The organism is Archaeoglobus profundus DSM 5631 (assembly GCF_000025285.1).
In the GTDB taxonomy this organism is placed as follows: Archaea; Halobacteriota; Archaeoglobi; order Archaeoglobales; family Archaeoglobaceae; genus Archaeoglobus_B; species Archaeoglobus_B profundus.
This window is the reverse complement of record NC_013741.1, coordinates 1,417,115-1,436,875: the sequence shown is the minus strand read 5'-3', so window position 1 is coordinate 1,436,875 and position 19,761 is coordinate 1,417,115. Positions and strand designations below refer to the sequence as shown.

Here is a 19,761-nt window from a genome sequence, read left to right as displayed (position 1 = left end):
GAAGACTGTTTTAACGACCATTCTTCAATATAGGTTGTGTGTTAAAATAGATTGTTAGTGTAATAATTCTGTTATATTTTAGAGGCGGTTCTGTTAAAATTAATTAATAGAATAAGAACAACTAGTTAAGTCATCAACTCAACAACATCTTCTATACTCACTCACACGAAAACCCATTTAGGCAATCCTAAATTTTCAACACGAAAAAATAAAATAGAAATGAGAAAAAATCAATCTCTTCTTCTGTATTTCCATATCCCCCCTTTAGGCGGTGGAGAGTCTTTGTAGGAGTCTATTCCCGGACAATTGTGGTTGAAAGGTAAACGATGGTCATCGCAGTAGTATTGCCCACAATAGTTGCACTTATACGGCAGATAGACTGTTTTACCGCAGAAGGCACATTTAGCGTAGAGCGATTCGTGTTCTTTGGTTTCTGTTGTTTCGTTCGAATAATATGTTGTGGTATTGGTTGTAACATCTGGTGGAGGTGGATAGTATTCGCCTACTTCGGAGATTTCCTTAATTCTGTATCTCTTTCTTGTTGGAATCCCTCTTCTTTTACTTTTGATAGCGAATAAGCAGATGATCGCTATTACAACTACGAATGTTGCTAAGGGGATGTTGTGGTATAGAAAGTCTGAGCTTATCTCAACATTTGATATTCCAAGAGATGTTTCAAGCCCTTTTGTAACATCCTTAGCGAGGCTGATGACACCTTCAGAGATATCTTTAGCAAAGCTCGTGACTGCATCGGTTGTGGGAGCTTTTACGATACTAACCGTTAATGTAAGCAGGATTAAAGCATAGATTGCATCAAACCAGAAGTAACTCAAAGCATTCGCTATGTAAATCAAGACTACAACTGGAATTCCGAGAATGACCAGAGGATTTCGTCTCCAAACTTTCCATGTGAAATCCCATACATTCTTGGCATCATGACTGCTTGGAAAAGCATGCATTGCTATCGATATCCCAAGCCAATATAGGATGTATTTAAATTCAATGCCAAAAATTTTAATAGTGGATGGAGTTTTTACGGCTATAGCGAAGATGGCTACAGCTATCGCTGAGTTTACTATGAATGGTGCTGTAGATATTACGAACGCTTGTTTGTATGTCTTTGGAGGGGCATGTTCTACATAACCTGCCGGGTTGCCTATTCTAAAGTAGCAAACTCTGTAGACATGGACACCTATCAAATCGCAAGCTATTTTATGTGCAAATTCGTGTATAATTACACCGGGAAAGGTCAAAACAGCTATGACCCATCCGGGAATTAAGAACATAGCATAGCATTGTTCATTACAAATTTAAAATATTTCATTTTATATCACAGTAATCTACTATTGATGTCGAAAAAATAATAAAGAAGCAATATAAGGCTTCTTCAAGAGCATGAACTATTATTGCTTTCCAGTCTTTTATTATAGCAATTGTTATAACATATTATAACAATTGTTAAACAACTAACGAACTAACAACATCTTTTCATCTACAATCGACTAACCAAGTTGGGTGACAAGGGTCGTTGAAGCAATCTTTAACAACTTCTTTAACGACTAATTAATAACGAAAATCGAAAGTTAGAAGTTGTTCAAAATCAGAAGACTTAAATAGAAAACCCCATGCAAGGGATGGGCTATGACCAGCTTACTAAATAATTATGATGAGGATGTTCTTGTTAAATTGATTTTATCAGGCTTAAATCAAGTATTAAGAATAAAAAGAATTGACAAAAAATATATCAATGAGACTAAGGTTCATAAAATCGTTTATAATGTTGCTGAGCGACTCAATCTGGATAATATAACGAGATCGTGGTACATGAGAGGATGTTATATTTGGTGTAATGATCCGATTGAAGCTTTCCTAAGCGGTAAAGATATAAATTCAATAAATACTATTATATCATCTATTCCAAAAGATATTGCAAAAACTATAGTAAATACTATAAAATCTGTTATTGAAGAATTAGGTGTCTTTAGGCTGAAGAGTGAAGGCTATCATTTTCTTGAGGAAATATATAGGAGATTTGCCCCTTCCGAGTTTAGAGACTTGTATATAACAAATTTAAAGTTTAAAAAGAGTTTTGAGTCGTTTATAGAACAATTGTACCCTAATAAGCGATTATATTTCGTAGATGTGGATTCGACAATAGTTTCTGAGTCACTATCAGAGCTACATATGGCAATCTCTAAAACAATTGAAGATCATAGAATAGTGAATGTCTTTATAGAATACACGACATTACTCGAGACTATTGCGCTTGGAATAGAGGAAAAAGCACGAAATAATGAAGTAACTGAAAAGTTGATAGAATTTTGTAAGGAAGCTTACGTTTATTATGATAACGAAGTCTGGAAGCTACCAGCAACGGAGATAGCTAAAAGAACTATTAAAGGACAAAACAGTAGAAACGTTCTCCAAAACTTGCAAAGAAATTTTAACATAACATTAAATAATGTTAAAGTTTATCTAAAAATTTACGAAAAAAGAATTGACGAGTTGGAATTAAACCCATCTGAAGATTTTCTACTTGAAAGGATTGAATCAAGCCTTCCAGCGAAAGAGTTCCTCAAAGCTTTACGAGATATTTAAAGGAGGTGAAAAATTGGTAGAATATTTTGTTGATACTTGTGTGATTGTAGGATATGCCGCATATATTAAGATAATAGCTGATGTGGAGAGATATGGTTCACATTGTGAAAAGTTTTTCAGCGAGAATCACGAAAGAATATGTTCTAAGAGTGTGAAAAAAGAGCTTGATCGTATTAGATATAAGCGTTTAAAACTTTATGAAAAGGTTTGTAGGTATTTAGAGAGCAACTTGGACATAGATCAAATTATCATGGAAATTGATGATAGCAAACTAAGAGATCATTTAATACAAATATTGAAGTCACTCAGCACGATACGAATATCAACAAAGCATGATAAAATTCATTTGATAACAAGTCTAAGATACATCAGTAAGATATTTGATTTAAGGGTTAAAAATGCCCTAAACAAGATTAAGGAGATAATAGATGTTGATGAAATTCATCCATATCCTCATGAAAGAATAAGTTGGGGACAACTTCTTGGAAACATTATCAATAATGTTAATGATGGGCAAATTCTCGTAGATTGCATAATAATATCTCATTATCGAGGCAATATAGTTTTTGTAACTTTAGATGAAAAAGATATTATAAATAATAAGCATAAAATATTTAAATTTGTCGATGAATATTGCAGTACTTCGATAAACCCCAATTTTGATATTAAACACTTAGCTGAGTTATATCCCAATTTATAACCTAAAATGGTTGTTAAAGCAGTCTTTAGCAACTTCTTTAACCTTGTGAAGGTTAAAATATGGTGGATGCGAAACAAGAGATATGAAGAAGATTGAATGCATTTACGAGAAGGGAGTTCTCATTCCATTAGAAAAGTTGAATATTCCAGAAAGGTCTAAAGTAATTTTAAGCATTGAGGAAGTAGAAGTTATTGACGATTTAAAGCTGTATTCATATCTTAGACTTCTAAGGGAGGGAGAAGATGCAGAAAACCTCTTCGAATTTTAGAGAGGGGGACGTAGTAGTCTTGGAACTACCATTTACCGATTTAATCGGTAAGAAATTGAGACCCGTATTAGTTTTAAGTTCCGAAAAATTAAACAAAATCTCAAGAGATTTAATAGTGGCTAAAATAAGCTCTTCTAAGCAATTGGAAGACTTTGAGGTAGAGCTAAAGCCTGAAGACTTAGAAGAAGGCAAACTCAAAAAGATCAGCTACATTCACTGTCATTCTATCTTCACAGTTGAGAAGAACTTAGTTCTCAAAAAGGTCGGAAGAGTAAAGGATAGGAAATTAAGCGAGGTTAAGAGCATAATTAAAGCAATATTCAATCTTGGTTAACCGTTGCCGTCAGCCTTAGGCAAACCTAACTCCTCAACACGAAAAAAGAGTTAAAAAGTTCTTGAACTAAGTGGTGTGCGGTGGTCTTAGGATGACGATTGCCATTTGCGTTAAAGTGTATGATGGTGTAGTTCTGGCATCTGATAGTGCTGGGACTATATTAAACGCCAGTGGTGAGGTTTGGAATGTATACAACTATGCAAACAAGATTTTCAACCTCTATAAAGGTCTTCCAATTGGTGCTGTAACTTGGGGTAGTGGAAACATTGGTGATTTATCAATTTCAACATTGGTTAAGGATTTCAGGAAGAAGTTGGCAAGCTCTGATCCGGATTACCAGATAGACAAAGAAAACTACACGATCGAAGAAGTTGTTGACAAATTCTTGCAGTTTATGTATGTTGAGAACTACTTAGAGGCCTACAACGATTTGGACGATGAGGATAAGCCGTACATAGGTTTCTACATTGCTGGTTATTCTGCGAATGGTACTCATCCAGAGGTTTACAGATTAGACATAGGGTTTGGAGATTTTAAGAAAAGTGAAGTAGATTCTCCCCTCGCTTGGGATGGAGAATACGAGGTTATCAGCCGAATCGTTAAAGGCTACTCACCAATGTTGCTCGATGTTTTAAGTGAGTTAGGGATTCAAGAAGATATGTTACAGGATCTATCTCGGTACTTGAGTGAGAGGTTGGAAATAACATTAGTTCACCCTGCTATGCCAATTCAAGATGCCATAGATCTTGCAGACTTCTTGGTGGATACAGCGATTAAATTTGCAAGATTTAGACCTGGTGCACCAACTATAGGAGGGCCAATAGAGATTGCGGCGATTACGAAACACGAAGGATTTAAATGGGTGAAAAGAAAACATTATTATAGCAGAGAACTAAATCCCGAGAGGTGAGTAAAAATGACAACTCTTGTTGTCGATAGAGATAAGTTAATTGAGAAGCTTAAGGAGCTCAGAGAAAGGAAGGACGGAAGAGGATTTGTTGCAAAGGAGTGGCAACAGTATTATTTCCAAGAGCCTACGTACAGCATAAAATATTTACGTGCTATAGAAAAATAATTTAATGCTTTTTAAATTTCTCTGCTTTTTGCCATAATTTATTGCAACCTTCAACACGAAAAATCGAAATGGTTAAGTTTTAGCATAGCAGGTTGGGTTTGGGGATAATGACCTCTTGTGGGTGGTAGCAATGGCTAAATGTGATTTCTGCGGTAAGGAGGTAGCGTATCCTTACAAATGCAGATATTGTGGTGGACTCTTTTGCGAGGATCACCGCTTACCTCCCAATCATAACTGTATCAATATCGACCTGTGGAGGATGAGGGAACCACCCTCATTAAGTCGTAGATCGCATAGCGAGGGAGTACTTTTCAAACCTTACCCACACGTTACTCCTCCTGTCACTACTCACACTTATTCATCTTCACCGAGAAAGAAGAGAAGAAACATCAAAGCATGGATAGGAGCAATCATATTCTTAATAGTAGCATTTGCTTTTGCAACTAACTTTCTGAATGTGTCAGAATCACCTGCAAGTATTCCTTCTCAACCGCCACCGATTGAGATTCTAAAACTAACTCCTATAATTACTTCAACACCTGCCACACTGCCAGAACCAACACCCACACCAACACCGACACCAACTCCGGTAGACCTGAGAGAAAAACTCTGGCGATACGAACTAAAATATGCGCTTGAAGTTGCTTTATCCTCCTCAGAACTTTCAAAAATACAAGATTTAGCCAATGAACTCAAAGGTGAGGATATTTGTGAAAGTGCTTGGAATATTCTCGAGTGGGAAGATGAAAATATTGAATACGATTACTCTAAAGCTAGTCTGCCTGCTCCCTTAATATACTACGAAAAAGATCCTTATACTGGTGTTATTACGGATGTGGAGGTAGTGGGAGGTACGGAGATCTACTACTACCAAACGCCGTATGAAACCGTTAAGAAGGGAAAAGGAGTCTGTAGTGATTATGCCATTCTGACAGCTGCCCTTCTCCTAGCAATGGATTATTCACCAGTATACATTTTCTACATAAATTACGAGAATTACGAAGATGGGCATGTCGCAACGGCAATAAAAGTAGATGGGCAGTATTTCATGCTAGATCAGCACCTTCCTGTCTGGGATTTAAGCGATTACTACTATCATTGGTTTGAAGAAGAAGGTAAACGAATTAAGAATGCCACAGTTTATGCGGTGTACAAAGGAGAAGAATTTGCCAGTGTTAGAAAGGTAGAGGAGCTTACGAGTGATGATTTCAAGAAATATGCCTATAAAATTAAACAATCTGACCTGAGGGCGCTACAGTTGGATCTGATAAATGAGTTTGAAGAAAGATTTCGCCTGAAGAGGGATTACTCCTTATACGATCTTGACGAAAGAGATTATCTACCAAGTGGCTACAGTTATGGCAAAATTTGGACATTACGCTATCATGAGTCATTTTATCATCCAAAGTTCCAAAAATGCTTTGTAAACTACGTATTGAACAGAATTAAGAAGAACGAAAAGATTATGGAGGATGTTTTGAAGTGCAACAGATTCTGGATTAAGGCATACATTGAAGACGAATATTTGGTAATCAAACTGATGCTTGCTAAGCGGTAGCTACAAACCTTTCTTGAACCTGTACCGGTATATGCCTCCTTCGGGAGGCCTCTTCCTCCTCCACTCGTCGATGTTAGGGCAGTTGTGGTTAGGAGGCAGTATATGATCTCCGCAGAAGTAGTTGCCACAGTAGTTGCACCTGAATGGGAGGTACACCCACTTTTCGCACTTCTCACACTTGGCAAATAGTTTCAGGGAGGATATTTTGTAAGGTCGAGAGTACTCGCTGAACGCTTCCTCGTATCTATCAATGTAGAACCTGTAAGCTTTCTTCCTCTTCTGATAAGCAACAACTACGCTTCCGACAGCAAGGACCAGCACAGTAGTTAAAGCGTACAGAAAATGGTCGTACTGTATGTATTTCCTCAATCCTAAAGAGTTGTAGACTGTCAGAAGGTAGTAGTTGAGTTCTTGACTGACCTTCTGAAAGATATTCGTGCTTCTTTCAACATTCTGCAGTTGGAGAGTCGTAGCAGTTGTGACAGTTGTAAGTGTAGTTGCTGGAGTTAACGGCAGGCTAAATGGCAATACATATTTTTCCTTCTTACTTCCAATCGATAGAGATACGAACAAGCTTCCGGACTTTGGTAGGTCGGTGTAATAATATCGATAGACACTCGTCTCGTGCGGTTTGACGTAAAAACCGTTAACCAAATCTTTTGGCTCGCAATGGGTGTAAATTTCTTTATCTTTGAAAACGTAAGTATGTATCAAGCCCGTAATATACTCATCTGTTGGGTTATATACTCTGATTTCAACCAAATATTTTGATTTGCCACCGCATGCGTTGTGATTTTCGTGTATGGTGTAGCTGATTTCGAGATTGTTCGCTTGAACGATTGTACTGCCAAATAGCATAAATAGCAGTGCGAGCACCATCATACTAACGGCTACTCTCATGCAAGTCGTCCCTCCGAATGGGTTGCAACTTTAGAATCATCAAAACAAACAAAAATTAATCTTTTTATTCTATATCAAATGTTAGACATGGACATGATTCCAAGTCGGTATTACTATTCTTCGCTCTTATATTTTCTCTAAGAGGTAGTTACACAAGAAGGGTTGAGAAGTCTTTTCCAGCTGAAATAACCGTTCTGATACCTTCTTATTTATCTCCTCTCAAGCGGTGTTACTGAAGGACAATTCAATTACTCATCCGACTTCGAGATTTTAGCTGAGAGGAATTTTACATAACGCAATAATAAAAATAATAGTTTCACCTATTAACCTATTTTCTTTTTTAATACTTCTTCTATTTTCCTTATTAGATCTTCGATGGTATGTCCTTCGAATCTTCCTTTAAGCAATGGATAGTGTTTCTGTTTCTCCCAAAGCTTTAAATCTGCTATCAATCCTGTGTTTACACTACTTTTCTTACCCTTACTCATGCTATCACCCTTCTCTAACTACTCTTAGGAATGCCATGAACCATACAACTGCGATAGCCAACACGAACATTGCTTTAACCCACACAGGCAGCCAACCATCTGCAACGATCCCCCACACGAGCGGGATGAACACTATGCTTGCCTCTTCTACTTTTAAGTTGCCAATTACGCAAAGGAACGCGAAGAATCCCAACACGAACACGAAAACGAGTTCTGTACTGCCGAATACTGTTAGAAACATGCTAAATATATCCGCTTGGATTTGGGTTAGGTTCCACCAAGTCATAGCACCTTCCCCCTCAACCAGCTTAACCAAGCCAAGAGATATGCTACACTTAATGGAAGGGCAAAAATGAGCATGATTGCCTTAACTTCTGGTGGTGTGTTAGAATCGAATACAGGAGCCAATAGGCTTATTGGTCCTAATAAAGACCTTCCAGCCATAGTAAGATATCCTGTAAGAGCATCAACGACTGCTACTGGGTTTTTAGCAGTAGTTAGATTTGTATAAAGTTCTGTAGCAACGGGAGGCGTTCCAAGTTCAGCTAACTGAAAGCAAGCACCAATTATTATTCCTAAAATTATGATTTTGCTTGCCGTTCCCAACATCACAACCACCTCTTCAACACATACATTCCAACAACGAACGTCCCGGCGAACACACAGGACATCGGATCTGCTAAGCCAATGATTGTTAATATGACCAAAACTGCCAAGCCTACCACGCTGACGTTCCCGACAACTCTTACAGTACTCTGCATCACAGCCCACAGGATTATAGCCGTCAGAATACCTCTCGCGGATGGAGACAGCTGAGAGCTTATGTTTTTGCCAATTTGAAGAACGCTACCATTTGTTACATTGTACAAGACGTTGTAGGTTTGATTCAGTGGAGTTACATTATAAGGAACGACTACGATATACTTCTCTTTGAGAGGTAGGAATGTTGTAAGTACTTTCTCGCTGTTGTTAACGTCGATTTCGTAGGGGATGGTGCTATTGACCCAAATGACTGCTTTTCCTTCGTCATCCGTGTAGACTACATAGCTGTTGCCGTGAACTGTGTCTCTAATAGCTATTGGAACGTGAGCGTAGGGTTTTAGGGCTTTTATAACGATTAGGGTTACAGTGTGCAGGGGTAGTGTAACGCCTTTTTGAATAATTTGACTGATCTCTTCGCCGATTTTGAGTGTTGCGGTTGTTGATATTGAGCTCGAGTAAATTCCAAGATATTTCGTTTCGATTCCGTTATCAACGTAAACGTGGTAAATGTCGTCAGCGATCAAATAAACACTGCATTTCTTCTCGATGTCGAAGTAGTTCTGATAGACAGTCTTGGATCCATCTGTAAAGGCTTTTTTGAGGATTAGCATCGTGTTGTTGTTATAGAAATTGGCGTTATCTTCGAGTTGGAAGATTATCAGCACAGATTTGTCACTTGGAGGTAAATAAGTGTCTAATTCTATTCTTTTATCATCTGTTAGATTTACACCGTAATATCTTGGAGAATATCCTCCAGCTTCGACTTTTACTTGATACTTGCCGTATTCTGGCACGTCAGCATGGAACAGGACAGCCTCTTTCGTAATTGAATCGACTTGGAGGTTAATGCTGTGGTTGGCGTTGAAGATGGTAGCGTTGGCTTTTATCTTTTGACCAGTGCTCTCGTCGTAGAATTTGACACGAAGGGCTTCATACATTGCCTTGATTTCCTCATCGCTGAGAGCACGATTGTATATGCGGACTTCATCTATAATTCTCAAGGTATCATCAGTTGGACTGTTTTTAAATCCTATAATTACGCCATTGGCAGATATGTTCATTGTGGGTGCATCTCTTTGCGAAACAAGCTTTCCATTTACATACAGTTTCACATAAGAGCCGTTGTAAGTTCCAACTACGAAATACCATTCATTGGGTTGTATATTTTTATAAGCAACTTGATAAAAGTATACATTGCCTGCATCGTCTTTATCAGTAACACCCCACAACAGTGTATTTGAGCTATACTTATCTGCGAAAAGTAACCACGCACCTTTACCAGTCCATCTATTTGAATCTACAAGTCTATCCCAACTCTCTTTACGTGGCTCCAAAAACTTGACCCATGCACAAACTGTTATTTCATTCCAATCCCACCAAATTGACGAGTTAGGTACTTCAACATATTCTCCATCATCAAAGCTCAAAGCGTAACCGTAACGCCCGACAGTCCAGTTTGCACCGTAGATATTACCGTTATTACCGTTCCCGCTCTGATCGTCGGCTTGAACCTTGAGAATGCGGATGTTATCTATGTATGCTTGTATGCGATCGTTAGAAGTGGGAGCATACCATTGAAACTTTATGTCTTCACCAGCTGGAACAGTCACACTTTCGTTTAGGTATTTTCCTCCCGTATAGCTCTTTACGACAGAACCGCCTACCAGCACTCTTAACTCTCCGTTGTTTACCTTACCAGAAACAAATACATCATATGTTACTACTATCCTGTAACCGAATGCCTCGTATATGGCTGCCTCATCGCCACTAATATCTCCATACAAGCTGTATTCTCCATCCGTTTTCCAATTTGTTGAATAAGATAGTGATCCGTACGAATTGAAATCTTCACTGTTGTTGTCGTCATATAATGTCTGCTCAAATCCAAAATGGTAGAATTTGTAGTCGTCAAAACTCAATCTCAGAACGAGAGAAGGATCATCCGCTAACGGCGGTGTAATTACTCCAGCACTCGCTACCCCTACCACCCCAAACAATAATACAATAAAAATAATTAGTGAAAATAATTTCAGCCTCATACTACTCCCTCACTATTATCGGTTTTGCGTAGTAGTAAATTGCCATTAACTCGCTTATAACTATGCTAACAGGGATTAAACGTAGTAGGAAGGCTGTTAGAGCATCTCCTTTAGATTCTGCTAACTGAGCACCTTCCTCGCAGTATTGATACACCATAGGTAGGAGCTTGACACTCACGACTAACATAATAAGCAATGCGAACAGTCCAGCGATCGTGAACTGCCCTCTTCTATTCCTAATCATTTCTTCTTCCCCCTCCCTTTCTTCTTTTTCTTCTTACTACCCAAAATCTCCTGAGCGGTTGGAACTTCAACAAATCCTGCACTTGCCAGAGATTTCTCCCAGTAAGGAGATGCAATCTCTGGAACGAGTAAATGAGCTCCTTTCTTACCCGTGAACAACTCGAAAGCGTTTAATTCTGCAAATCCCGCAAGTAAACCAACGTATGATTGTTTTCTCCTACCAGTCGGCTTGACTCCTCCTGCTGTCGTGCCAACAACTCCTCCTCCAAATTGAGGAATCGGTGGGACAAGGAATGGAGGAACGAGGGTGGGAATAGGACTTACAGGTTTTGGTGGAGTGCTAGGTGGTGGAGGAGTAGTCGTTACAGATGGAGCGGTTTTAACTCCCTCGATCGGCTTTATGCCGGTAGTAACTGTGATATCAGGAACAGTTCCAACGAATGGGATTGTATTTGTCCTTGTCCTCCCTCTTGTTCCTGTGCCAGTTCCAGTCCCTACATAAGGTCTCAAATCGACGAACGGCTTAGTTTCGGGTTTCGTTTTCGGTTTTTCAGGAGAAACTTGAGGAATATTCAGCAAATCTAAACCACCTATTGACGTCATTGTGGGGATGCTGAGAGCGGGTGCAACCATAGGCATTACAGGTGTAAACATCGAAGGCTTTGGTCCTCTCATAACCTCGCTCCTTACGAACTCTCCAACGTCTATGTCGAAGTAGTGAACTCTTCCAGTTGTCCTCTCAACTGTTTTGACCTCTTGCCCTTCAGCCTTAGAAGTCCTCTCAGTAGGTTTAGCCTGTTCCTTAGCCTTAGCCTGTTCCTTGAATATGTCAAAACCAACCTTCTCCTCGAAATCTCTTGCTATTTCTTCAGGCTTGAATTCTTCAGATCTTGCTGACTTGCTCCCTCCTCTTCCTCCTTTTGGCTTAGTCTGCTTGATAAAAGCCTCATCGAACCTCTCAACAATTGGGTGAGTTTCTTCAACTGCAATCTTCAATAATCCTGACTTCTTGGGGGATTTGAACATGACAGAAGTCTCTCCTTCTCCATAACGCACTCTCGCATAAGCCTTCTGCCCTAATGGATTCTTGAACTTGTAGAGAACCTCGAAAGGCTCTACTCCTCCCAACTGATACCCAAGCCTTGTTGTCTTAGCCTTGAACTCTGCTCCTCTAACGGATTTTTCCGATCTGCTTATTTGCAAAGCCTTTCCGACTCCAGCTGATTTCTCAACAAGCGTTAGCATTTCTTTAGTCTTGACCAATCCCTTCTCAGTTGTCTCCATGACAACTGGTTTAATTGTCTCAAGCTTGGTGAGTCCAACCTGTGGGATGAGAGGTTCTTGCGGATTGATCTTCTTAGCTCCCTTCTCTGTGATTAGCAAGGCCTCAGTAGGCTTAAACTCTGTCAGCTTGAACTTCAAGCTTCTTCCTATGTCGGAGGCAACACCTATCGATCTTCCACCAACCTTGCCAATTCCTACACCTGCAACTATCGAAGCGGCAACGTAAGGAACGCTTTCATGCGGTTTTGACCTTGCCCATTCTACGCTTTCACCTACTTGACTGACAAAAACCTCATTACGCATACTTAAGAATTCAGAGTATGTTTTAGGACTTGTAAGACCAGCCCTTGCTTCTCCTTCTGCCCTCTTTCTGTGTATATCTTCAGCTACTATAATTGGTGCACCAGTAAGAATGTCGAAAACTCCCATTCCAACTCCTTTTAATGGACCGAACCTCTGAGATTCCAAGTATTTCTCGTAATCCCTTCTTATCTTGGAAATAGTTTGAATGAACTTGACCTCTGGAGGAGCACGAACTTCAAGCTCCTTGCTCATTCTTTCCAGCTTTGCCCTCTTCTCATTGAACTTTGCAACCTTCTCATTGAACTTAGCGATCTTTTCGTTTACCTGCCTTGCTAAAGAGGGATTGTTGCGAACTTGAGCTTTCAGCATCAGCTCCTCAAGTTTCTGCTTTTCAATCAAAAGCTGATTGTATTCCTTCTCTAACTCCTTAGACAGCTTGTAAGCTTCAACTTCAAGCTCTGTATATGGCTTGGACTTGATTTCCGATTCTGTCCTTGCTATCTTTACATCTGGAGGGATCTGTCCTATTTCAGCTATCTTTTCCTTCTTAGCTTTCGAAGCAGCAACCCTTAATCCACCTTCTCCTCCTATCAGTCCTGAAATCTCGTTACCACCTCCAGAACCTGATGGACTGCCCCAAAGTCCTCTTCCCTTGCTTACTTGAGGAGGAGTAGAACTTTTCTTGCTCCCTCCACTACTCGTCTTCTTTGAAGAGCTTGAAGATGATTTTGAACTGCCTCCAGATGATCCACCGCTCGGCTTTCCTGATGCACCCCAGAGTCCTCTTCCCTTAGTGGCTGATGGATGTCCTCCACCACCATTTCCTCCACCAGATGAACTACTACTACCGCTTGAAGATGAAGAAGGTGGTGATGGAGGAGTATAACCACTCGGTGTATATGTTCCCGGCTTTAGACCACCTCCTCCGTAATATGTTCCAGGTGCTAAACCCCTCCCACCATAATAAACTGGCATTTAAATCACCTTACAACTTGTGCCAATACTTTTCAACCGCTTTCTGGGCTTTCACTTTCTCTCTACCTTTGAAGACCTTAGGAATTACAGTATTGTGCAATCTGGCAAATCTGCCATTAGCTTCCCTTTTGTTCAGCCTTCCAGCTTTGTAGTCTCTGTAGATTGCCTTAGCAATTCTTTCACATTCAGAAACAGAATCCAATCCGGGTTTTCCTGTATCCTTGACCCTCCAACCCAAATAGTATGTTTTTCTACCAGTTCTTGGATCTTTCTTCTTGATTTTGGCAATATTTTTTCTTCTACTCTTCTTCCTACCACCATTCTGCCTTTTTCTATATCTTGTTCCTGACAACCTCTTTCTCGCCATAATCATCACTTCCTGTTCTTTCTCCTTTCAGAACGAGCCTTCTTAGCCCCATCAATAGCCCCACTAAGGATCGCTCTATCCCGCCTCGAGAGTTTCTTTCCTCTCGCAACCTTACTCATCACCCTTCCCAACCTATCCTTTTTCCTTCTTCTTGCCATAATCACCTCCTCCTTCCTCTTCTCCTTCCACCCTTTCTCCTACTCCTCCTTCTACTCCTCTTTCTCGCCATACTCCTACCACCTCCTACAAAACTACCAAAAGAACGAGAAGCGTAAGTAAACAACTTCGAGAATCTCTCCTTTCTTCTCTTTGACTTTATATAAGCGAGAGCTTCATCCTCAGAAAGATTAACACCAGCAGACTTGGCTTGCTTAACATATCTTCTTGCCTCTCTCTTCATGTTAGCTAATTCCAATTTTTTCTCAGCACTCTTCGCCAATTGTCCTTCCATCTTCAAACTCGACAACTTCTGCTTAATCTTCCCGAAAACCATCCTAACCACCATACATCAACAATTTAGTGCACAAAACCCAAAAAGCCAAGCTGAACCAGCTTCTCCAAGCTAACCGCTTAACCTCATCAGGATATTTCTTGTATGGCTTGAAGAAGACTTCTACATCGTTCAAATTGTGCTTCTTGCAAGCCATTTCGAAGTTCCTGAAGGAGAAGGCCATGTTGACTCCTACCCACGCCCAAGCTCCGAAAAATATCAATGCTAATAGATGAGCAAGAGGAGAATCAGCTGGAACTGTCCATGTCAGCATCGCCATCTTCCTCCTTCTTTTTAAAGAATGTTTGTATAAATTCTTCAAAATAAATGTCTGGAACACCGATTGGAAAACCTACATCGATCCAAACGAAAGTATCACCTTTGTGTAAACCGTATTTCTTAGATAATGCCTTTGGAAAAGTTACACTATCCGCATAAGTGTCATGACTTCCCATTCTATAATTTTTATATATATCTAACGGATTTACTGATTGAGTAGTGGGTATATATACTTCTTTAACTATATTAGGCATTCTTTCTTCGAGAACATCCTCTTTTGCATCACTCCACACTTTGACTAACTCATTCGCCTTCCACTCAAGAGCATCCCAACGCTTTTCCTCATACTTGCGATATATTTCATCTGGTAACCTAATTGGGAAAACCTCTTGGTGATGTGTCTTGATGAATTTCTGGAACATAGGTGTTGCCTTAACCTTGTAAATCTTCGCTAAGCTCATTTCTTCCGAATAGGGTGATATCGCAATCCTGAAGTTGACCTGATCGAGCAACGTTCTCAGCATATCATTTTTAGGAGCGGTGAACAAGCATGAGGCGGAAACCGTTCTAATAGCATTGTAGAATTCGTAAAAGCTCGTTATAGCTTGTCTTTGCTTACCCTTACTCATGCTGAATGTCAAACCGCTCAACCACATTCCTACATCATCCATTGCGAAAACAGGGATCCTCTTCCTCTTCTTGACTAGATCGACGAGAAGCTGAATGGCATCTTCGGGTTTCATGTAGAGCTTGTTCAAAGCCTCATCCCAATCGCCGTAAACTCGATACATCACTCTCAAAGCGAAAGAAGTCTTACCAACACCTTTCATCAACTCTGGAGAGAATATGAAGAAGTCGACAAACGCTTTTCTGCCATCTGGTGGATTGTAAGCGTATTTGATCATATCCACAACGCTGTTAGTTACTCTCTCCTTACTCCTCATCTTCATCCTCCTCCCAAACGTAAGTAGGAACAGTAAATCTCGTCAAGAAACCAGCTTCGATCAGATCTGGGAGAATTTGAGAGTAGTAAATCTCGTTCATCTGGTGTTCAAGATCAACAGCCAAGTCAATCAGCTGTGAGTGCTGAGCGATAATTGCATCCTTGATCAACTTTTTAACTTCCTCTGGTGATAGATACTCCTCGTCAAGAACTGCCTTGCACAACGAAATTATCTCGCTCAAGCAATTAGCCTTGTAAACAACTGAAATAAAGAAGGGATAGCTCTTCGAGATTACTGTAAACTTGAAGTCAAGCTGTTCGAACTTCTCTCCGTAAATCTCCTTGATGTCCTGTTTAAGATTGCTAACAACCCTCATGTTATCACACCCTTAAGGGCGTTGACGAGAGAGTTTACCTGCCCCTGCAAGCTGTGGACGGCTTTTACCAAGTTGTTCATGTAGATCATGTCGTAAATTCCGAATATCATGGCGAGCATTGAGAAAACCACAGCAATCAGCACCAAGAACTTAATATCCTTGAAAATCTTCTGAGTGCCTATCGTTGCACCCATCAATAGCGTTTCCGTTAGCAGTTGCCCCATTCCAACGTCATCGATCACCCTTAAGCTTCCTCCTCCATCGATTGCAATCCCTCTAACCTCAGAGAAACTCAAGGTTTTAGGAACGCCCTCTACAACTACGTACACCGGGATTTGTTTTCTTTTGAACAATCCTTTCTTTATGTAGAAGTATCTATCAGCTCCATTCTCGATCATGATGGTTTTGTTGGTCAAAGAAACGCCCTTCGCAACCAACTTGACAACGCTCTTCCCTTCTTCATCCTTCTCGACGACTTCCTCAATTGGAACATACCTCGATAGTCCTCTAACGAACTTGTCAAAGTTCAGAATCTCCAGATCGTAAGCTTGGCAGAATTCAAAGTAACGCTGATACAGGTCGTTCAAGGAGATGTCTTCATCGCCTCTCTCAAGATGAGCATGCAAGAAGAGTTCCAAGCTCGTTCCCATCTTGGGAGTTCTAAGATAACCTTTGCCATCCTCTGTTATAATTACGCTCTCCTTCAGCTTGATACCCTTCTTCTCCTTTATGTATCCATCTCCAATAACCAAAAGCCTAACCTCTTCACCTTTAACCTTCGACATACCTACCTCCTCTTAGGGGTTAATTTCTCGAAAACAGTCTTCATGCTCTTCATGAGGTCATCCTGCGGAATATCTTGCGGATAGTTGAACGCTCTTGTCGCCCATGCGTAATTGGTAACCATAGAGGCAAAGTTACCCATTCCAAGAGTCACGATTGCATAAGCACCAAGAATTTCTTTGACGACTTCAGCGGAATTATAGAATCCCATCTTCTCGAGCATCGCAACAAGCAGAGTTCCTCTTCTAACGAAATTGACACCTTCCCTGCTGAGAAAAGCCCTTGTAACGTCAGAAGTAACTAAGTCTGTTTCCGGTTGATAGTACTTCTCTTGGAACTGAATGTGACTGACGACAGGATTTAAGCTCTGATTACTAACCAAGTTTGTATCCGCCACTTCTCCCACCTCCGCTTGTTATCGGGATGATCAAACCAGCCAAACCTATGAAAATCCAAATCAGAGGAACTGCGTAGGACAATGGCGGTTCGAGGAGGTTTACCGTCATGTTCACCCATTCAACGCTCGTGTTGTTCTCAATGGGATAAGCGTAGGTTTGCGTTATCCCTTGCAACGCCAGCACTCCCAAGATGATCATCGTAAGAGAGCCAATCACCGAGAAAGTGAACACTCTGAACCCAAGAACTATGAAAACCACTGCAACTACTGTTAAAAAAATGAATAGCTGGAAGTCCATGTTCTCTTTACCTGCCTAAGAATCCAAGTAGGATTGTGACAGCAAGGATTGGCGGAATGAACGATAGAACTAACTGCGTAGTCGTATCGTTCACAGAAACGCTTTGAACCGTGTTCACTACAATCGGAATTGCAACTCCAACACCCAAGATCGCCAGCACTATTATTCCCTTGATCCAATCCACGAGACCTACTGTACCCTTCCTATCCTTGACGAATTCAATGTAAGATGCCATGTTCAAAGGCTTGTTGTGCTCAGTAGCCCAAGCGACAAATTCCATCTTCGTTTCCTCTATCTCCTCTCTTGAGATGCCGTACCTCTCTGCAAGCTTGTACGCTAATTTCTCTCTACCAACATTCAGAATTTTTCTACCAATCCCTACAACCAAACTTGCCAACCTCATCTCCCATTCTCACCCCCTTGCTAACAAAACCACGATAAAAAATAGTATTATAATATAATTAATATTTCGCCTTATGAACAAAAATGTATATACTGTTGTGTGGACATTCGTGTAGCGAAATACACTTACTTTCAGAAACACCCAATACTCTAATGGTGTATTACAGGTATATGAGGTATGAGGAGATCGATAATGGAATCGTAAGATTTACCCGAAAATTGGTCAAGAGGAGAAACGGAAACAGCAAACTCTGTTTGCTGTATCTCCCAGCATTTATCGAGAAGTATGGAAATGAGGTTCTCGTTGAAGTTGACACGATAAATAAAGTTATGACAGTTAGGTTTTTCTGATTGAAGAATAAAGCCTGTCTAAAGCCTCCCAAAGCTCACCGTCGAGAGGAGAAACATAGCACTTGCCATCTTCGTGAATTATCATATACTTCCTCTGCCCGAATGCATTCTTCTTTTTTACTCCTAATTTCCCTTTTCTACCGCATTTAGGACAGATTATGAAAATAGTAGTCTTGAGAGGACATAAATTCCTCCTCTCAACGCTTATCAGCATCTCAACCACCTGATAACTCCTCACCACCGCTTAATTCGTACAATTTCTTCCTGACTTCTGCCAAATCCCACATCTCAGCTTGTTCGTTGAAAATAGCATAGAATATCAAGAGTACTATCGAATGCTTTACATCGTCGAAAAAGACTAAAAATACGGCACTCATTGCCAAGCAGAATAACGCAATCATGCTACAAAGCAATGATGCTCTTCTTATTTTCTTGTAGTCCTCTTTTATCGGATCTTGCTCTTCAAAGAATTTGATAATTCTGTGCTTTAGACTCATTCTTCATCACCCTCCTCTTCTAAACCTTCAAACCCAAGAAAAGCAAACTCACTCTCGTAAGGACATTTAGTGCACTTCAGCTTGAAAACCAAGCCTTCAATCTCTTTTCCTTCAACTGTTTTCTTACCTGCATCAATTAGAATTATCAGATTGCCTCCACATCCCCTATGCAACCATTCTCCATAATAATCTCCATCATTCATACCCATCACCTGATAGGAAACTTATCAACGATCCGGGAATATTCCTCGTCAGCTTCCCTAAGTAAATCGAAATAGAATTGTCTAAGCACTCTTTCAGGGGTTTTACCAGTCATGAACTCTATAACCCTCTCTGGAACGCTATTATCCTTTAAGAAATTGGAGAACCATTTTCTAAGCTGATTTGGTAGGATTATCCCATTGCAGAATCTCTTTCCTTTCATAGCCTCTTCGCTTATCTCAATAGGACAAACTTCAAGTAATTCTTTAGCGAAATCAGCCGGCATGTATGCAACCCATGCCCTCTTTGTTACCTCCGCTTTGGCTTTTGAGCTATCAATCCTCTTATACATAGCAAGCAGATCGTATCTCGCGATTCCCTTATCTTCCAGAATGGTTAATTCAGATTTGTTGAAGTTTTTGAGAATGTCGCAAGCTTCAGTCAGTCTTAAACCGCTGTAAATAAGCAGTTTCAGGAGGATGATCTTTTTCTCGCTGTTGATGCTCTTGAGGTATTCATAAGCTTTGATGATCTTATCCGTTGTCGTGAATGCTTGCGATGCCGGTCTAATTCCAGTTCTTTCGAGTTTCACTACTTCCTGATAGTCTATTATCTGACTCTTTGTATAATAACCGCTTTCCACAAGGAATTTAAGAAAATCTCGCACAGCAACTTTATGGTGTCGTGTTTTGTCTTGAACGATCTGAGCGAGTTCTCTTGGATGCCTAATGACTTTACCGGACAGCATCCTGTCAAGGTATCTAATATACTTCATGCCATCTTTGATGCCTTTCCTCTTGAACCATTGCACAAGTTCGGAACGGTAGGAATCATAGTCCAATTCAACAA

The 19,761-nt window shown here is 40.2% G+C and carries 30 protein-coding genes; 8 read left to right on the top strand and 22 right to left on the bottom strand.

What is annotated here, in order from left to right; all coding sequences use genetic code 11:
• Nucleotides 1–230 precede the first annotated feature (230 nt).
• Nucleotides 231–1,286: an AN1-type zinc finger domain-containing protein gene (locus tag ARCPR_RS09425; RefSeq protein ID WP_012941073.1), complete on the bottom strand. Its 1,056-nt coding sequence runs from the start codon at nt 1,284–1,286 to the stop codon at nt 231–233.
• Between the two features lie 355 nt (nt 1,287–1,641).
• On the opposite strand from ARCPR_RS09425, the gene ARCPR_RS08445 reads away from it, so the two are divergent.
• From ARCPR_RS08445 to ARCPR_RS10045, 7 genes are all read left to right on the top strand, one after another.
• Complete coding sequence (locus ARCPR_RS08445) at nt 1,642–2,598, top strand: hypothetical protein (RefSeq protein WP_012941072.1); 957 nt, start codon at nt 1,642–1,644, stop codon at nt 2,596–2,598.
• 13 nt (nt 2,599–2,611) lie between these two features.
• Nucleotides 2,612–3,298 carry a hypothetical protein gene (locus ARCPR_RS08440; protein WP_012941071.1) on the top strand — a complete coding sequence of 229 codons (687 nt, stop codon included), beginning with the start codon at nt 2,612–2,614 and terminating at the stop codon, nt 3,296–3,298.
• A gap of 82 nt (nt 3,299–3,380) precedes the next feature.
• A complete protein-coding gene (locus ARCPR_RS08435; RefSeq protein ID WP_012941070.1) occupies nt 3,381–3,566 on the top strand; it encodes an antitoxin family protein in 186 nt (61 codons plus the stop codon).
• Nucleotides 3,541–3,900 (top strand): type II toxin-antitoxin system PemK/MazF family toxin, encoded by a 360-nt coding sequence (locus tag ARCPR_RS08430; RefSeq protein ID WP_012941069.1) that lies wholly within the window; start codon nt 3,541–3,543, stop codon nt 3,898–3,900. The genes ARCPR_RS08435 and ARCPR_RS08430 overlap by 26 nt, the downstream gene beginning before the upstream one ends.
• Nucleotides 3,901–3,991: 91 nt before the next feature.
• Entirely contained in the window at nt 3,992–4,810 is an 819-nt protein-coding gene (locus tag ARCPR_RS08425) for a hypothetical protein (RefSeq protein WP_012941068.1), read from the top strand.
• A gap of 6 nt (nt 4,811–4,816) precedes the next feature.
• Nucleotides 4,817–4,975, top strand: coding sequence for a hypothetical protein (locus ARCPR_RS09845; RefSeq protein WP_012941067.1), 159 nt, complete (start codon nt 4,817–4,819; stop codon nt 4,973–4,975).
• A gap of 130 nt (nt 4,976–5,105) precedes the next feature.
• Nucleotides 5,106–6,533 (top strand): transglutaminase-like domain-containing protein, encoded by a 1,428-nt coding sequence (locus ARCPR_RS10045; protein ID WP_012941066.1) that lies wholly within the window; start codon nt 5,106–5,108, stop codon nt 6,531–6,533.
• On the opposite strand, the gene ARCPR_RS08415 is transcribed toward ARCPR_RS10045, so the two are convergent.
• The 17 genes from ARCPR_RS08415 to ARCPR_RS10040 all read right to left on the bottom strand — a co-directional run bounded on the left by ARCPR_RS08415 (nt 6,534) and on the right by ARCPR_RS10040 (nt 17,864).
• Entirely contained in the window at nt 6,534–7,433 is a 900-nt protein-coding gene (locus ARCPR_RS08415; protein ID WP_012941065.1) for an AN1-type zinc finger domain-containing protein, read from the bottom strand.
• A 323-nt stretch (nt 7,434–7,756) separates the two neighbouring features.
• On the bottom strand, nt 7,757–7,921 hold the full coding sequence (locus ARCPR_RS09840; RefSeq protein WP_012941064.1) for a hypothetical protein: 165 nt from the start codon (nt 7,919–7,921) through the stop codon (nt 7,757–7,759).
• A gap of 4 nt (nt 7,922–7,925) precedes the next feature.
• Complete coding sequence (locus ARCPR_RS08410; RefSeq protein ID WP_048084616.1) at nt 7,926–8,207, bottom strand: hypothetical protein; 282 nt, start codon at nt 8,205–8,207, stop codon at nt 7,926–7,928.
• On the bottom strand, nt 8,204–8,530 hold the full coding sequence (locus ARCPR_RS08405; RefSeq protein WP_012941062.1) for a hypothetical protein: 327 nt from the start codon (nt 8,528–8,530) through the stop codon (nt 8,204–8,206). The genes ARCPR_RS08410 and ARCPR_RS08405 overlap by 4 nt, the downstream gene beginning before the upstream one ends.
• Entirely contained in the window at nt 8,530–10,671 is a 2,142-nt protein-coding gene (locus ARCPR_RS08400) for a LamG domain-containing protein (protein WP_245526161.1), read from the bottom strand. The genes ARCPR_RS08405 and ARCPR_RS08400 overlap by 1 nt, the downstream gene beginning before the upstream one ends.
• A 52-nt stretch (nt 10,672–10,723) precedes the next feature.
• The gene (locus ARCPR_RS08395; protein WP_012941060.1) at nt 10,724–10,966 is read right to left on the bottom strand and encodes a hypothetical protein; all 243 of its coding nucleotides are present in this window, start codon (nt 10,964–10,966) and stop codon (nt 10,724–10,726) included.
• Complete coding sequence (locus ARCPR_RS08390) at nt 10,963–13,527, bottom strand: hypothetical protein (RefSeq protein ID WP_012941059.1); 2,565 nt, start codon at nt 13,525–13,527, stop codon at nt 10,963–10,965. The genes ARCPR_RS08395 and ARCPR_RS08390 overlap by 4 nt, the downstream gene beginning before the upstream one ends.
• 10 nt (nt 13,528–13,537) lie before the next feature.
• A complete protein-coding gene (locus tag ARCPR_RS08385; RefSeq protein WP_012941058.1) occupies nt 13,538–13,894 on the bottom strand; it encodes a hypothetical protein in 357 nt (118 codons plus the stop codon).
• A gap of 5 nt (nt 13,895–13,899) precedes the next feature.
• Complete coding sequence (locus ARCPR_RS09835) at nt 13,900–14,052, bottom strand: hypothetical protein (RefSeq protein ID WP_012941057.1); 153 nt, start codon at nt 14,050–14,052, stop codon at nt 13,900–13,902.
• Between the two features lie 2 nt (nt 14,053–14,054).
• A complete protein-coding gene (locus ARCPR_RS08380) occupies nt 14,055–14,387 on the bottom strand; it encodes a hypothetical protein (RefSeq protein ID WP_012941056.1) in 333 nt (110 codons plus the stop codon).
• A gap of 1 nt (nt 14,388) precedes the next feature.
• Entirely contained in the window at nt 14,389–14,664 is a 276-nt protein-coding gene (locus ARCPR_RS08375) for a hypothetical protein (protein ID WP_012941055.1), read from the bottom strand.
• Nucleotides 14,633–15,607 carry a hypothetical protein gene (locus ARCPR_RS08370; protein WP_012941054.1) on the bottom strand — a complete coding sequence of 325 codons (975 nt, stop codon included), beginning with the start codon at nt 15,605–15,607 and terminating at the stop codon, nt 14,633–14,635. Before ARCPR_RS08370 ends, ARCPR_RS08375 begins: the two co-directional genes overlap by 32 nt.
• Complete coding sequence (locus tag ARCPR_RS08365; protein WP_012941053.1) at nt 15,597–15,983, bottom strand: hypothetical protein; 387 nt, start codon at nt 15,981–15,983, stop codon at nt 15,597–15,599. Before ARCPR_RS08365 ends, ARCPR_RS08370 begins: the two co-directional genes overlap by 11 nt.
• Entirely contained in the window at nt 15,980–16,768 is a 789-nt protein-coding gene (locus tag ARCPR_RS08360) for a hypothetical protein (protein WP_012941052.1), read from the bottom strand. Before ARCPR_RS08360 ends, ARCPR_RS08365 begins: the two co-directional genes overlap by 4 nt.
• Before the next feature lie 2 nt (nt 16,769–16,770).
• Nucleotides 16,771–17,163: a hypothetical protein gene (locus ARCPR_RS08355; protein ID WP_012941051.1), complete on the bottom strand. Its 393-nt coding sequence runs from the start codon at nt 17,161–17,163 to the stop codon at nt 16,771–16,773.
• Nucleotides 17,141–17,461 (bottom strand): hypothetical protein, encoded by a 321-nt coding sequence (locus ARCPR_RS08350; RefSeq protein ID WP_012941050.1) that lies wholly within the window; start codon nt 17,459–17,461, stop codon nt 17,141–17,143. The genes ARCPR_RS08355 and ARCPR_RS08350 overlap by 23 nt, the downstream gene beginning before the upstream one ends.
• A gap of 7 nt (nt 17,462–17,468) precedes the next feature.
• A complete protein-coding gene (locus ARCPR_RS10040) occupies nt 17,469–17,864 on the bottom strand; it encodes a flagellar biosynthetic protein FliQ (protein ID WP_012941049.1) in 396 nt (131 codons plus the stop codon).
• An 83-nt stretch (nt 17,865–17,947) separates the two neighbouring features.
• Here ARCPR_RS10040 and ARCPR_RS08340 point away from each other — a divergent pair, with 83 nt between their 5' ends.
• Nucleotides 17,948–18,214 (top strand): hypothetical protein, encoded by a 267-nt coding sequence (locus ARCPR_RS08340; protein ID WP_245526133.1) that lies wholly within the window; start codon nt 17,948–17,950, stop codon nt 18,212–18,214.
• Here the strand turns inward: ARCPR_RS08340 and ARCPR_RS08335 are convergent.
• From ARCPR_RS08335 to ARCPR_RS08320, 4 genes are read right to left on the bottom strand one after another with little or no spacing between them, the layout of a single operon-like run.
• Nucleotides 18,201–18,437 (bottom strand): hypothetical protein, encoded by a 237-nt coding sequence (locus ARCPR_RS08335; protein ID WP_148208705.1) that lies wholly within the window; start codon nt 18,435–18,437, stop codon nt 18,201–18,203. The genes ARCPR_RS08340 and ARCPR_RS08335 overlap by 14 nt on opposite strands.
• A complete protein-coding gene (locus tag ARCPR_RS08330; protein WP_012941046.1) occupies nt 18,430–18,711 on the bottom strand; it encodes a hypothetical protein in 282 nt (93 codons plus the stop codon). The genes ARCPR_RS08335 and ARCPR_RS08330 overlap by 8 nt, the downstream gene beginning before the upstream one ends.
• Nucleotides 18,708–18,914 carry a hypothetical protein gene (locus tag ARCPR_RS08325; RefSeq protein WP_012941045.1) on the bottom strand — a complete coding sequence of 69 codons (207 nt, stop codon included), beginning with the start codon at nt 18,912–18,914 and terminating at the stop codon, nt 18,708–18,710. The genes ARCPR_RS08330 and ARCPR_RS08325 overlap by 4 nt, the downstream gene beginning before the upstream one ends.
• Before the next feature lie 5 nt (nt 18,915–18,919).
• Nucleotides 18,920–19,687 carry an integrase gene (locus ARCPR_RS08320; RefSeq protein WP_083772970.1) on the bottom strand — a complete coding sequence of 256 codons (768 nt, stop codon included), beginning with the start codon at nt 19,685–19,687 and terminating at the stop codon, nt 18,920–18,922.
• Nucleotides 19,688–19,761: the final 74 nt, after the last annotated feature.

Excerpts from the sequence above, each read along its gene's own strand:
- ARCPR_RS08370 (WP_012941054.1), bottom strand. The coding sequence starts at position 15,607 with ATGAGGAGTAAGGAGAGAGTAACTAACAGCGTTGTGGATATGATCAAA.
- ARCPR_RS08415 (WP_012941065.1), bottom strand. The coding sequence starts at position 7,433 with ATGAGAGTAGCCGTTAGTATGATGGTGCTCGCACTGCTATTTATGCTA.
- ARCPR_RS08325 (WP_012941045.1), bottom strand. The coding sequence starts at position 18,914 with ATGAATGATGGAGATTATTATGGAGAATGGTTGCATAGGGGATGTGGA.
- ARCPR_RS08405 (WP_012941062.1), bottom strand. The coding sequence starts at position 8,530 with ATGTTGGGAACGGCAAGCAAAATCATAATTTTAGGAATAATAATTGGT.
- ARCPR_RS08425 (WP_012941068.1), top strand. The coding sequence starts at position 3,992 with ATGACGATTGCCATTTGCGTTAAAGTGTATGATGGTGTAGTTCTGGCA.
- ARCPR_RS09835 (WP_012941057.1), bottom strand. The coding sequence starts at position 14,052 with ATGGCAAGAAGAAGGAAAAAGGATAGGTTGGGAAGGGTGATGAGTAAG.
- ARCPR_RS10045 (WP_012941066.1), top strand. The coding sequence starts at position 5,106 with ATGGCTAAATGTGATTTCTGCGGTAAGGAGGTAGCGTATCCTTACAAA.
- ARCPR_RS08365 (WP_012941053.1), bottom strand. The coding sequence starts at position 15,983 with ATGAGGGTTGTTAGCAATCTTAAACAGGACATCAAGGAGATTTACGGA.
- ARCPR_RS08390 (WP_012941059.1), bottom strand. The coding sequence starts at position 13,527 with ATGCCAGTTTATTATGGTGGGAGGGGTTTAGCACCTGGAACATATTAC.
- ARCPR_RS08385 (WP_012941058.1), bottom strand. The coding sequence starts at position 13,894 with ATGGCGAGAAAGAGGTTGTCAGGAACAAGATATAGAAAAAGGCAGAAT.
- ARCPR_RS08360 (WP_012941052.1), bottom strand. The coding sequence starts at position 16,768 with ATGTCGAAGGTTAAAGGTGAAGAGGTTAGGCTTTTGGTTATTGGAGAT.
- ARCPR_RS08395 (WP_012941060.1), bottom strand. The coding sequence starts at position 10,966 with ATGATTAGGAATAGAAGAGGGCAGTTCACGATCGCTGGACTGTTCGCA.
- ARCPR_RS09840 (WP_012941064.1), bottom strand. The coding sequence starts at position 7,921 with ATGAGTAAGGGTAAGAAAAGTAGTGTAAACACAGGATTGATAGCAGAT.
- ARCPR_RS10040 (WP_012941049.1), bottom strand. The coding sequence starts at position 17,864 with ATGAGGTTGGCAAGTTTGGTTGTAGGGATTGGTAGAAAAATTCTGAAT.
- ARCPR_RS08410 (WP_048084616.1), bottom strand. The coding sequence starts at position 8,207 with ATGACTTGGTGGAACCTAACCCAAATCCAAGCGGATATATTTAGCATG.
- ARCPR_RS08430 (WP_012941069.1), top strand. The coding sequence starts at position 3,541 with ATGCAGAAAACCTCTTCGAATTTTAGAGAGGGGGACGTAGTAGTCTTG.
- ARCPR_RS08340 (WP_245526133.1), top strand. The coding sequence starts at position 17,948 with ATGTATATACTGTTGTGTGGACATTCGTGTAGCGAAATACACTTACTT.
- ARCPR_RS08445 (WP_012941072.1), top strand. The coding sequence starts at position 1,642 with ATGACCAGCTTACTAAATAATTATGATGAGGATGTTCTTGTTAAATTG.
- ARCPR_RS08435 (WP_012941070.1), top strand. The coding sequence starts at position 3,381 with ATGAAGAAGATTGAATGCATTTACGAGAAGGGAGTTCTCATTCCATTA.
- ARCPR_RS08350 (WP_012941050.1), bottom strand. The coding sequence starts at position 17,461 with ATGGACTTCCAGCTATTCATTTTTTTAACAGTAGTTGCAGTGGTTTTC.
- ARCPR_RS09845 (WP_012941067.1), top strand. The coding sequence starts at position 4,817 with ATGACAACTCTTGTTGTCGATAGAGATAAGTTAATTGAGAAGCTTAAG.
- ARCPR_RS08320 (WP_083772970.1), bottom strand. The coding sequence starts at position 19,687 with ATGAAGTATATTAGATACCTTGACAGGATGCTGTCCGGTAAAGTCATT.
- ARCPR_RS08375 (WP_012941055.1), bottom strand. The coding sequence starts at position 14,664 with ATGGCGATGCTGACATGGACAGTTCCAGCTGATTCTCCTCTTGCTCAT.
- ARCPR_RS08380 (WP_012941056.1), bottom strand. The coding sequence starts at position 14,387 with ATGGTTTTCGGGAAGATTAAGCAGAAGTTGTCGAGTTTGAAGATGGAA.
- ARCPR_RS08330 (WP_012941046.1), bottom strand. The coding sequence starts at position 18,711 with ATGAGTCTAAAGCACAGAATTATCAAATTCTTTGAAGAGCAAGATCCG.
- ARCPR_RS09425 (WP_012941073.1), bottom strand. The coding sequence starts at position 1,286 with ATGTTCTTAATTCCCGGATGGGTCATAGCTGTTTTGACCTTTCCCGGT.